The organism is Cyclobacterium lianum, from assembly GCF_900143075.1.
Classification (GTDB): Bacteria; Bacteroidota; Bacteroidia; order Cytophagales; family Cyclobacteriaceae; genus Cyclobacterium; species Cyclobacterium lianum.
On the sequence record NZ_FRCY01000003.1, the window covers coordinates 453,889 to 465,944 of the forward strand.

Sequence of the window (12,056 nt, forward strand, 5' to 3'; positions counted from 1 at the left end):
ATGGAGCTACGACAAAAACGAAGGCTGGTAGTCTTGACGGGAGCGGGTATTTCAGCTGAAAGTGGTATCAGAACCTTCCGGGATGACAATGGGCTCTGGGAAGGTCACGACCTGGCTGAAGTTGCCACGCCGGAAGGATGGAACAAAAACAGGGCACTGGTTCTCGATTTTTACAACCAGCGCAGGAAAGCCTGTCTTAAGGCCAAACCCAATGCCGCACACCTGAAACTTGCCGAACTTGAAGACTCCTATGAGGTGACCATCATCACGCAGAATGTAGATGACCTTCATGAAAAAGCCGGTTCTTCGCACATCATCCACCTTCACGGGGAACTGTGCAAATCACAAAGCACAGTAGATCCGCGAATCACCTACCCGATCGATGGCTGGGAACTAAAACTGGGGGATACCTGCGAAAAAGGTTCTCAATTGAGGCCTTTTGTCGTTTGGTTTGGGGAACCTGTACCCAAAATGGTGGAAGCCATTGCGGCAGTCTCTCAAGCGGAAGCATTGGCCGTTATTGGCACCTCCATGCTGGTGTATCCAGCTGCCGGCCTCATTGACTACGCTGAGGAAGCCATTCCCAAATTTATCATTGACCCCAGTATTCCTTCTCTCTACCCTATAGCCAACCTCTTTCCTATCGCTGAAAAAGCGGGTACCGGAGTAGCAAAAATGGAAAAAGCATTGCAATCGTGGGAGTTTGAGGACTAACCTCAGATTTTTTTTACATTTGTTTTTAATCCTGTCATTTTGAAAACAGCAACAAGAAAACGGCCACAGGCCTCCCTGGCGAAAATACTGGGAAAAAACACGCTCAAATTAACCCTTGCCGGAATATTTATTGGATACCTCCATTCCGAAGATGGCTGGGTAGCTCTTTTTCTGGCCAGTTATTTGGTATATACGTTGACAAAAAGATGGCAATCACCTGCAGCAGACAGGCAGGTATATCTTACCGGCGCCATATTGAGCGGAGTGCTGGGAGTTTGCTGCGAGCTTTGGGGGATCTATTTTGGCTATTGGGAATACCATGATCTGGGCCCGGACAGATCCTTCCCCTTTTGGCTGCCTTTCGCCTGGGCACTGGCCTTTACCTTTATCTACCAGCTTGAAAAGGACCTGTTTCTACTATCCGGAACCAGGCAATTGTCTGTAAAAATCATCATTACTTTACTAGTGGCCATGATATTTCCGACCTATGGGGAGATCATTACCATCAATATGGGAGTCTGGACCTATTTCTGGCCATATCAGATCTTAGGCGTCCCCCTGCTGGCCATAGGCTTGCTGGTCATTTTCCATTCCGGCCTTAATTTCCTGATGGTATTACTCTGCAGAAAATTCGGTTGGAAAAATGAAGTCTTTAATCCCTGACCGTCTGGCGCTGGAAATCACCTTACCACAGTCTCAAGGGTGGCCAGGTAGACCCATTTCTGATCCCTGGAATTCAGCCCTTCTTCTACGGCCAGCTGCTGCTCATCGGTAATTTCCATGTCCTCAAATTCCATAGAATTAAAAAACTGAAGGTAATCCGAATAGACATTCATGGTCATGTGCGTGGATTTGGCTTCACTCCCTGTTGGTAGGGCGGTCCGTAAAAAGCACCAGTTTTCCATTAAGTCGGCCTTTATCTTCCGCTGGTGGTGGGGTAAAAAAACTTCCTGTTCCGCTCTTTCGTAATCCTGAAATTTCCCCTCTACCGCCTTCATCAGGTCAAAGGAGGCGAGAATACCCGGTCGGAATTCAAAATCATCGTCAGTTCTGGCCACTTCGACCATATAACTCCTCACAGCAAGGTCCCGCATATCCAGTGCATCCCTCATTTTTTGCCTCGCTTCTTCTTCGGACATGTCCGGATAAGCTTTCAAAGCATTGGCTACCCACTGATCCATATCATTCCCATTCATCATTTTAACCGGATCACTGTAATAGGTAACAGTAACATATTGAAAATTTTCCCCTTCCAGATCCGAACCGGATTGCAGGGACCAGAGATCCCATCCATTGATATGTCCTTGTTCTTTGGATATCTTGTGAACATTGGCCAAAAAATCCTTGTATTCCAAATAATCCAGCACCTTGTCTGGCTCCACTTTGATAAATTCAAAGACCAAATACTGCTGTTCCTGTCCGTATAAGTGAAAACAGACCAATAATGTGACGAACAATCCTGTTAGCTGCTTTTTCATGACTTTGGTTATTTGGGTACAAAGACAATATACAAAGTTTAAAACAAAAAATATACCGATTATCCGTTTTTTTAGCCATTAGGATTCATTTGTATTGTAAAATAAAAACCCTGAACAAGCGAAGCCTTGTTCAGGGTACATCAATTCTTTGGACCGCTACAGCTTTAGGCCAGTATCTTTTCTATTTCCTCGAGTTCTGATGCAGTGAAATCGCGCTTTTTTAAACTATTGACATTGTCTTGTAGCTGCTCTGCCCTGCTCACTCCTACCAATACAGAAGTTATCCGCTTGTCTTTCATCAACCAGGCAATGGCCATCTGAGCCAGGCTCTGCCCCCTGTCCCTGGCCAGGCCATTCAGTCTTTTCACTTTCGCCAGCAGATCCGGCGTAATCTTACCTGTATCCAGATACCTTCCGTCCCGGACTGCCCTGGAATCCTCAGGAAAACCATTGAGGTACTTATCGGTCAATACACCCTGTTCCAGGGGAGAAAAGGCGATCGCTCCTATCCCTTCTGATTCCAATGTGTCCAGCAGTCCATCCTCTACCCACCTGTCCATCATGCTGTAGCGGGGCTGATGGATCAGACAGGGCGTACCCAAATCTTTTAAAATTTGTGATGCTTTTGCCGAATCTGCCGCACTGTATTGAGATATCCCTACATATAGCGCCTTTCCCTGCCTGACGATCAAATCCAAAGCACCCATGGTCTCTTCCAAAGGTGTGTCAGGGTCTGGCCGGTGATGGTAAAAGATATCCACATAGTCCAGGCCCATCCTTTTGAGACTTTGGTCCAGGCTGGCGACAAGGTATTTTTTGGAACCAAAGTTGCCATAGGGACCCGGCCACATGTCCCATCCTGCCTTGGATGAGATCAGCAATTCGTCCCGCAGAGATCGAAAGTCTTTTCTGAAAATACGCCCGAAGTTTTCTTCTGCAGAACCGTAAGGTGGCCCATAGTTATTGGCCAGGTCAAAATGGGTAATCCCCAGGTCGAAGGCAGTTCTAAGAATCGTTCTGCCATTTTTAAAATCGTCGCTGTGTCCAAAATTATGCCACAAGCCCAGAGATATCATGGGCAGGTCCAGCCCACTTTTTCCGCATCTTCTGAATTCCATGTTCCCATACCGGGAGGGGTTTGGCAGGTAGGGAAGTAAAGGGTCCTGATCGTTTATTTCCATAGTAAATATGCTATTTATGGTGATTGAAATGACTATCCAAATGGTACAAACAAATATTATCCGGAAGACAGTGGGATGATGCGATCACTGGAAAACCTGCTGATAAAAGATCGAAGCAGCAGTCGGGTTTCTACCACCCTTTTGACAGGCTTAAGGCAGCCCAGCACCTCGTCAACATGGCTGAAATCCATGGCCTGATCCACGTAGCCAAAGGCCGATAAAAAACCCTCTTCGACAAGCAATACCACTTCTTCCTCCGGGCCTCTTCCCTTGTCCTTTATCAGAAACCGCTCTCCCTCTCCCAAATCTTCTCCAAAAGCTGCCTCTGCCCGCTGGTTGTAGGCAACGGCGTTCTCCTTTGCACAGCAAGCCCCGCTGCATTTACCAAACTGAAAATCGTAACAGGCTCCCGCGGTCTTCTGTATGCCGCTCAACTTGGGACAGAGCGTATAGGTGTCAATTTTATCAGAGAGGCACTTCCACGCTTCCGCATGGTCCGTAAACGACATTAGCGGCTTTACGCCAGGAACAATTTTGTTGATTTGAAATCGGATGAAGCCCTCCTGATCCAGGTAAGAATAAATCCCCCAGGAAACCGATCTGACTTTCAGGGAACGGTTGTATTTGGGCCAGAGTCTTTTTATCTCCATGGCTTCCAGGAGCAATGCCAGCAATTCGCTACCGGTCAATTCAAAACTGACATCGAATATCTCGCTTTTGAGATTGATTTTGGATTTACCGGTAAAATGCCCCATAAAGCGACTTTTGATGTTGATGGCCTTCCCGATGTATATTACTTTACCATTTTGATCATGAAAATAATACACCCCGGTAGCCTCGGGCAATGCCTCGTATTGTTCCCTGCTGATATTCGGAGGTAAGCTCAGCGCCTTGTTTCTGCCCCTAACCGCCTGACTTATTTCGTCCAGTTCATCCGCCTGAAGCAACTGGCCGAAAAGAAGAGCTGTCGCCCAGGCGTCGCCCAATGCACGGTGCCGATCCCGAACCTGTATGCCCCTCGACTCACATAACCGGCCGAGACTGTAACTTTTTAATCCTGGAAATATCTTTCTGCTAAGCCTGACGGTACAAAGCCTTTTTGGTTTAAACATTTTGTTGACCGCTTCAAACTCCCGTTTGATAAAATTATAGTCGAATGACACATTGTGCGCGACAAAAACTTTGCCTTCAAGCAGCTCCAGCAATTCATCCGCTACTTGTTCAAAGGTGGGAGCCCCATCCAGCATGCCTGAGTCAATACCCGTGAGCCCGGTAATAAATCCTGGCACAGGCCGCCCGGGATCCAGTAGCTGCTCATAGTGGCCTGTGATTTTCTCTCCGTCATGAAAAACAATCGCGATTTCTATAATGCGGTTATTCGCAGAAAATCCTCCGGTAGTTTCAATATCGACAATGGCGTACATCAATGGAAATATAAATAAAGGCATTAGTCGGCAAAATTGGAAATGGAATGTTTTGTTTTCTTTCTTGAATTCTTTCTGCCAAATGCGTAATATTAAGTTTTATACTCCGTTTTTGACCAGTATAATTTTCAGCATCATCAACCCGGTAAACCACTAGTTACAGATTAATCCAAACTTTAATGAAAGAAAAAGCCGATACCTGGCAAATGGAACTGACCCAAATCACCTGGGAATTTGAAAAATTGCTCAGTGCTCATGATTTGACCAGACTGAACCAAAAGCCTGATCCAAACCACTGGAGCCCAATGGAAATGATCCAGCACCTGATTCTGGTCAACACCTCCTATTTCCCCATTTTTGACCGGTTAAAAAACAACACACACAAAAGCCCGCTTCTCGGAAAAGTCCCCTTTGTCGGCAAACAAATGGGTAAAATGATATTGACCGCCACCAAAAAACCAATGAAAACGAAGACTTTTAAATCCTGGGAACCTTCAGGCAGCAGTTACAACAACGATTTACTGACTGCATTTTTTAAGCAGCAGGATGAGCTATCCGGGTATATTCAGCAACTAGATCCTTTGCTTGACCGGAATACCATGATCAGCTCACCGGCAAGCGACTGGATTGTCTATACCCTGGATGATGCATTTGAAATCATTATCCACCACGAGAAAAGGCACCTTTCCCAACTCAAATCGCTACTGCAATGAAATCAGAAAAGGAAAAAATGCTGGCCGGCGAATTGTACCTGGCATCCGACGAAACCCTGGCTAAAGAAAGAACGCATGCCCGCCGCCTGCTGAAGGTGCTAAACGACAGCTTTCCTGATGAACACCACAAAAGAAAAGAAATACTGACCGAATTGTTTGGAAAAATCGGGAATGATTTCGGTCTTGAACCACCTTTTTTCTGTGACTACGGCTACAATATCCAAATCGGAGATCAGGTGTTTTTTAATTTTAACTGTGTCATTCTGGATGTCACTCCTGTCACCATAGGGGATCGTTGCCTGTTTGGGCCCGGTGTTCATATCTATGCAGCGACGCATCCGGTAAATGCTGAAGTTCGTGGCAGCCTGCAGGAATTTGGAAAACCCGTCCATATAGAAAACGACGTCTGGGTAGGAGGCGGTGCCATCGTCTGCCCCGGAGTGACAATAGGCGCCAGAAGCATCATTGCGGCCGGAGCGGTGGTTACCAAGGACATCCCTGCAGATGTCCTGGCAGGAGGCAATCCTGCCAGGATAATCAAATCTATCGACGAGAGGCCAAAAGAGACCTGATCAGTTATTTTTTTTGTGGTTTTCCCGTATCACTCTCCTGAGAATCTTCCCGACATTGGATTTGGGTAGCTCATCGACAAAATAAACTTCTTTGGGCACCTTGTAGCTGGTCAGGTTTTCCCGGCTGAAAGCGATCAGTTCGTCGGCAGTCAACGGAGCATCATTTTTGACCACGTAGGCCACTACCTTTTCAGTAGATCTCTCGTCCGGCAAGCCAATTACGCCTACCTCATCGACGGCATCGTGAGCAGCCAGGGCATCCTCTACCTCATTGGGATAAACATTAAAGCCAGAGACCAGAATCATTTCCTTTTTCCGGTCTACTATCTGTAAAAAGCCGTCCTCATCCTGAAGCGCAATGTCTCCGGTTTTAAACCATCCATCTAAAAAAGCATCTTTTGTTTCTTCTGGTCTTTGCCAGTAGCCCGGCATTACCTGTGGCCCTTTGACACACAACTCTCCCCTTTCACCCATAGGCAAAGAGTTGCCTTCGTCATCCACAATCCGGACCTCCGTATTGGGTAGCGGAACGCCAATGGTGCCCAATCGCTCGGTGCCATCAATCGGGTTGCAAGAGACTACCGGAGAGGTTTCAGTCAGTCCATAGCCCTCTGCAAGCGGCGTTCCGGTGACATCTTTCCATCGTTTGGCGACTGATTTTTGTACTGCCATCCCTCCTCCTACGGCAATTTTCAGCGAGCTGAAGTCAAGTGCCCGGAAAGATGCCTGGTTGAGTAATCCGTTGAAAAGGGTATTCACTCCTGTAAATACGCTGAAAGGATGCTTTTTCAGCTCTTTGCAAAATGCCGGCATATCCCGGGGATTGGTGATCAACACATTGTGGGCACCAATCTTCATCATGGCCAGACAATTGACCGTCAAAGCAAAAATATGGTATAAGGGCAGGGCAGTGATGACGGTCTCCTCCCGCTCTTTGAGTTTGGGCTTCATCCAGGCAGAAATTTGTTGCATATTGGCAACGATGTTTCCATGGCTCAGCATGGCCCCTTTGGATACACCCGTAGTGCCTCCGGTGTATTGTAAAAATGCCAGATCCTCCGATTTTAAAGATGGTTTTTCAAGGGTTTTATTTTCCCCGGCAGCCAGGGCTTTATTAAAAGTCCAGGCTCCGGGCAAGGAATAGGCCGGTACCATTTTCTTGACATATTTGACTACCAGATTAACAATGGTCCCTTTTAGCCCTCCCAGAAGATCGCCGATTTCAGTGGTGACGATATGCTTGATCCCCAATTCCTTGCTGATTTTTTCCAGGTTATGGGCAAAATTTGCCAGAATGACGACCGTTTTGACGCCGGCATCGGAATACTGGTGTTTCATCTCAGAAGCAGTATACAAGGGATTGGTATTCACCACAATCAGCCCTGCCCTTAAAGCGCCAAACATGGCCACCGGATACTGTAGCAGGTTGGGCATCTGAATGCCGATCCGATCTCCCTTTTTCATCTGAAGCTCATGCTGCAAAAAACAGGCAAATTGCCGGGACAAAGCATCCAGCTCATTGAATGATAGTGTCTTACCCATGCATTCATAGGCTACTGCATCTCCGTATTTCTGGATGCTTTCTTCAAACAAATCCACCACACAGGTGAACTCCCCGGGATCTATGGAGGTAGGTACGGACTTTGGATAAAACTTAAACCATGGGAACTCCTGCATATCTGTCATTTTGAGGTTATTGTTAAAGGCAATTTTACTAAGATATCCAATGTAAGGCTTATTTAAAAAAGATATTTCCAATAATATTGCAGCGCCCTCAATTTCACCAAAATCATTTAAATAAAACGGCTGTGCGCATCTCCGGCAGGACCAGCTTGATGATTTCCTGCAAGTAAAATCCGGTAGATCTTAGTGCCTGCCTGCTACCAGCTTGAAATCCAGCTTCGGAAGATTTATATTCGGTCTGTTTTCCGGCTTAATCCCGGATTAAATTTTATTTACAAAGATTATGTACAGGTTTCTGGCCGGACTCCTAACGGCAATATTGTTGTTCTTATTGATCTTCTATTTCGTACACCGGAGAAAGGAAAAAGAAGAATTACAGCTCAATACCGCTTTAATAGAACAAGAAATCAAGCAGGTGGGCAAGCTGATCGTGACAGAGGGCCATTTCTCCCAGATATTGAGTTATAAAAATACACGAAGAAATTACTTCGATATTTTCTCGGCCAATAAAAAAGCGCTGGTGATCGTGAATGCAAAGGTGACCATTGGCTATGATCTTCGCCAGATTCAAACGGAAATTGATCCAGAGGCCCGGCAGGTACGGATTACAAGTATACCCGAGCCAGAGGTCAATATCTATCCAGACTTGCAGTACTACGATGTCAGCCAGGATTATTTCAATAAATTCGATGCGGCGGATTACAACAAAATCAAGGGGAGGATCAATACGATTCTGGAGGAAAAAATCAATCAATCCGACCTGAAATCCGACGCCAGGGAACGATTACTTACCGAGTTATCCAGGATTTATATCCTTACCAAAACCATGGGCTGGAGTTTGCATTTTGAGGAAACCACCATCAATTCTCCTGAAGAACTTCGGGGTTTGGAGTTTTGAAAGTACCTTGTACCGGAATACGCTATAATTCCAATTTGTTTACGAAACCAGGATTGCAAATCCTGTTTATCTGTGTTAATCTGAGTAATCTGTGGTGAACCTTTTTTAGCAGGTATTTGCTTTAATTGTCGGCCAGGACAATCATCAAAACCTGTAGTTTAAAATAATCCCGGTATAAGGCTGAAAGCGCAAACCATTTAGTTTCACCGTATAACCTTCGGAGGACTGAATCTGATTTTGACTACCTTCTTCGTTAGTCCTTATGGCCATGTCTTCGGTATATTGTTGTTCTCCCATATACCCTGAAAGGCGAAATTCTGTACTTAGCAGCAAGCGCGAAGTTAGCCTAAAACGAAGGCCTGCCAAGGGGGAAAGGGAAAACCTGATTTCCCGGTCATACTTGTTCGTATTTTCAAGATAATTAGTTTCAGGGTCCAGGTCCGGCTGCTCAAAAAAGGATCTGCTGTGCTCCCTGCTCCCTTCCAGCTCGAGGCCATAATATCCCTCCCATCTCCTTGCGAGGGGTTTGATCCATTCATAGCCCAGGGCCAGGCCTAAATTTGACCAACCGTCTATATTGGTAAAGTCCCCCTCTATTTTTTTATACCTGCTCACCATTCCAAAGACCCGCAAACGGATCCTGTTTTGTTCATGAATCTTTTTCCTTAGCATCAATTCCAAAGGGGTCCGCTGGTTTTGATCCATCAACTGATCGAAGGCAAAATAGGTATTGACCCCAAGCTCGTACCGGCTTGTGGAGTCTAACAGACTCCATGTTGAAGGGTCGTTTTGGGCTGATGAAGTAGCAAAGCTCATTAGGAAAATTAGCCCTGAAAATATCCGCTGATACATGTATCTTCTTTGTTTAGGTTAATGAAAATAATGACGGGATTGTTCTCTGTGTTAACAATCCCGTCAGGAAAAGATTAATTATTTGACTAGTATTTGCCTTTTTATTACGCCGTCAGGATGTTCGATATGCACATAATAAGTCCCTAAAGCTAAGGAACTGATATCAACATTTAGATTTTTTTTCATTGTTTTAAAATTTAAGATTAATAAAAATTCCGGAATAGGGTTGAAAATCAAAAACCCAGGCCTTTGCATCATATCCTCCAATGGAATGTGTCTCCGACCCATCAGGGTTAGCGGAGGATTTTGCAAAGCCATCCTTTCTCGATTTCGTATTGTTATAGAATATTTCCATCCGCATTTCGTAGGAAACAAAAAAGTAATGCATCGGGGAATAGGTAAAGCCAACAATAGGGACCAAACCTAATGATTGTGTAGTAATAAAATCATATCTCCTTACCTTAACGCTCCCGTAAGTCTCGGAGTAATAGGAATAATTTCTCGTAGTATTGTGGATATCCCAACCCTTCTCCAGATCTGCCCCAAAATAATAACCGAACTTGTTATTGATGGGATGGTGCCATTCATGTCCCAGGGCGATGGCAAAGCGGGATTGCTGGATCTTCCGGTTTTCCTCCTCTTCTATTTTATTGGAATTCTCTACCCAGCCCCTGGCCCTTAGCCTGAGGCTACGCTCACCCTGCAGTCCCCTACGCAGCAAAAACTCAATAGGAGTGAATGTCCCCGGATCCAATAATCCATCCATGGCAAACTGGCTGTTGATACCCAGGCTATAGGCTTTTTCGGGAAGAAAAACCTGGGTTGACTGACCTGTTTCGTCCCCTTGTGCTAAAGCCGTTCCAAAAAATCCCGTCAGCAAAAGGCTTGTTATTAAAAGTTTAATCATGCTTTTTTTCCGAAATGTAGGTGCCGGAAATGAGATTTCCTACAAGTTTACGAAAATAAATATTAGTATTTTTTATTGCAGTATAATAATAAGACTTTTTTAGTTTTTTTTCCAATTTTAATGCTGAAATCGGGTAGGTTAAAACTCAAAAACAGCAATAAAATACCGAAAAAAATATTCCTTTTGGCCTGAATAATTACAAGAGTTTTCGAAGCAATTTTAAAGCTTTACCAATCGGTTCTCTCTCTCTGGGTTTAGTTTGCAACTACATCCCAGGTATCCGATTAATACGGTGCGTTTACGAAATAAATCCCCCTCCCCCCTTTTTAAAGGGGGATTTTGTCTTTTGGAGAAATAACAGGTACGTTCCTGCTTTTGAGTTTATCTCCGCTCCTCGGAATTTGTAATTCCGTGGTTCAGATAAGGGGGATTTGTAATCCCCAAAACCCTCTCTGGGTGAGTTTGCAACTAAATCCCAGGTATCCGATTGGTTACGTAAACGAGGCATTTGTAATGCCGGAAACCAAAGACCGACCGTAAAGAAAATCGTTTTTTAAAACGCACCCGGATGGCCATTACAAATGGCTTTTTGCCGGGTTTTATCTGTTTATGATTCCGAAAATAGTGGAGTGATTAGCATACTTCACCCGGTACTAATCATTCTATCTGTGTTAATCTGAGTAATCTGTGGTGAACCCTTTTTAATCAACTTCAGCCAATTACTCCTCCATTCGCTTTACCGAAATACTTTCCCCCATCACGATACCTATGCCATTCGAAATATTGGAATAAACCTGCACCGGCTGGGCAAATGGATCTCCATCATTCCACCATTGCAGGCCATAGGTAGAATGGAACAGGTAGTAATTCCTTGTCACCACCTTCAGGGTAAATGACACTTCCCCATCCATGTCTTCCGTAAAGTAGGAGCCATTAATAAACATATCAATTTTGGCCTCAGCACCATCAAATAATTTATCATCAATCAACAGCTCCCCATCCGTATTAAAATCCTTTTCATACGTTGGATTTTTAGGCTCCAGATAAAGAGGGTAATTTTCTTCATAATATACCAAATTGCCGTCCTGATCCGTGTAAGTATGCATTCTGTAATAGTGCGCTGAAATTTCATAGTAGTTTTCCCCTGGGGGATCATCAAAAGTCAACTGAATATCATCCCTGGAGGACCAGGAATCCACCTGTACCTGACCTTGATAAAGGAGGTTTTTGATGGGTACCCTGATTGGAATAGTCTCGGTGGCAGTGACCGGGTCGTATCCTGGTACCAGCACTTCAACTTTGTATTCGTTCCCTTCCGCAATCATGTGGTCCAGACTGATGTACTCTCCGGTGGCTTCATCAAAGCTAAGCGGATAAGTTTCTCCCTGATGGATCAGCTTCACCTCCGCATCCCTGATGGGTTCATACTCCCAATTGTTATCCAGAATATGTTTGCTGTAGGTTACCCTCACTTTAGGAAAAGTATTGTGCGCGAGGCTGGAATTGACCGTAACCTGGGGTTTCTCAAATGGAATGTCTATGTCCACGGTAGTCTCGCAGGAGGAATAGACAAAAAGTACCCCAAGGACCACCAGCAATCGGAAATATTTAAATGTTTGTGGAATAGCCATAAA

Annotated in this window: 12 protein-coding genes; 5 read left to right on the forward strand and 7 right to left on the reverse strand. The window is 45.0% G+C overall.

Going from position 1 to position 12,056, the window contains the following annotated elements; all coding sequences use genetic code 11:
• Positions 1 to 714 carry an SIR2 family NAD-dependent protein deacylase gene (locus BUB19_RS06760; protein ID WP_073093755.1) on the forward strand — a complete coding sequence of 238 codons (714 nt, stop codon included), beginning with the start codon at positions 1 to 3 and terminating at the stop codon, positions 712 to 714.
• Positions 715 to 753: 39 nt separating this feature from the next.
• A complete protein-coding gene (locus tag BUB19_RS06765; protein WP_084097043.1) occupies positions 754 to 1,377 on the forward strand; it encodes a hypothetical protein in 624 nt (207 codons plus the stop codon).
• A gap of 17 nt (positions 1,378 to 1,394) precedes the next feature.
• Here the strand turns inward: BUB19_RS06765 and BUB19_RS06770 are convergent, their stop codons facing one another.
• The 3 genes from BUB19_RS06770 to BUB19_RS06780 form a co-directional block, all read right to left on the reverse strand.
• Positions 1,395 to 2,192, reverse strand: a complete 798-nt coding sequence (locus tag BUB19_RS06770) for a hypothetical protein (RefSeq protein ID WP_073093756.1) — start codon at positions 2,190 to 2,192, stop codon at positions 1,395 to 1,397.
• A 164-nt stretch (positions 2,193 to 2,356) separates the two neighbouring features.
• Positions 2,357 to 3,373, reverse strand: coding sequence for an L-glyceraldehyde 3-phosphate reductase (gene mgrA, locus BUB19_RS06775; RefSeq protein WP_073093757.1), 1,017 nt, complete (start codon positions 3,371 to 3,373; stop codon positions 2,357 to 2,359).
• A 56-nt stretch (positions 3,374 to 3,429) separates the two neighbouring features.
• Positions 3,430 to 4,821 (reverse strand): exonuclease domain-containing protein, encoded by a 1,392-nt coding sequence (locus BUB19_RS06780; protein WP_245802792.1) that lies wholly within the window; start codon positions 4,819 to 4,821, stop codon positions 3,430 to 3,432.
• Positions 4,822 to 4,976: 155 nt separating this feature from the next.
• Here BUB19_RS06780 and BUB19_RS06785 point away from each other — a divergent pair, with 155 nt between their 5' ends.
• Together BUB19_RS06785 and BUB19_RS06790 are read left to right on the forward strand one after the other, a co-directional pair.
• Positions 4,977 to 5,510, forward strand: a complete 534-nt coding sequence (locus BUB19_RS06785) for a DinB family protein (RefSeq protein WP_073093758.1) — start codon at positions 4,977 to 4,979, stop codon at positions 5,508 to 5,510.
• On the forward strand, positions 5,507 to 6,082 hold the full coding sequence (locus BUB19_RS06790) for a sugar O-acetyltransferase (RefSeq protein ID WP_073093759.1): 576 nt from the start codon (positions 5,507 to 5,509) through the stop codon (positions 6,080 to 6,082). Before BUB19_RS06785 ends, BUB19_RS06790 begins: the two co-directional genes overlap by 4 nt.
• Here the strand turns inward: BUB19_RS06790 and BUB19_RS06795 are convergent, their stop codons facing one another.
• Positions 6,083 to 7,759, reverse strand: a complete 1,677-nt coding sequence (locus BUB19_RS06795) for an AMP-binding protein (protein WP_073093832.1) — start codon at positions 7,757 to 7,759, stop codon at positions 6,083 to 6,085.
• Between the two features lie 289 nt (positions 7,760 to 8,048).
• Here BUB19_RS06795 and BUB19_RS06800 point away from each other — a divergent pair, with 289 nt between their 5' ends.
• On the forward strand, positions 8,049 to 8,663 hold the full coding sequence (locus BUB19_RS06800) for a DUF4230 domain-containing protein (RefSeq protein ID WP_073093760.1): 615 nt from the start codon (positions 8,049 to 8,051) through the stop codon (positions 8,661 to 8,663).
• Positions 8,664 to 8,807: 144 nt separating this feature from the next.
• Here the strand turns inward: BUB19_RS06800 and BUB19_RS06805 are convergent, their stop codons facing one another.
• The 3 genes from BUB19_RS06805 to BUB19_RS06815 form a co-directional block, all read right to left on the reverse strand.
• Positions 8,808 to 9,515, reverse strand: a complete 708-nt coding sequence (locus tag BUB19_RS06805; RefSeq protein WP_073093761.1) for a hypothetical protein — start codon at positions 9,513 to 9,515, stop codon at positions 8,808 to 8,810.
• A 190-nt stretch (positions 9,516 to 9,705) separates the two neighbouring features.
• Positions 9,706 to 10,422 (reverse strand): hypothetical protein, encoded by a 717-nt coding sequence (locus BUB19_RS06810; protein ID WP_084097047.1) that lies wholly within the window; start codon positions 10,420 to 10,422, stop codon positions 9,706 to 9,708.
• A gap of 719 nt (positions 10,423 to 11,141) precedes the next feature.
• Positions 11,142 to 12,053 carry a DUF4249 domain-containing protein gene (locus BUB19_RS06815; RefSeq protein WP_073093762.1) on the reverse strand — a complete coding sequence of 304 codons (912 nt, stop codon included), beginning with the start codon at positions 12,051 to 12,053 and terminating at the stop codon, positions 11,142 to 11,144.
• Positions 12,054 to 12,056: the final 3 nt, after the last annotated feature.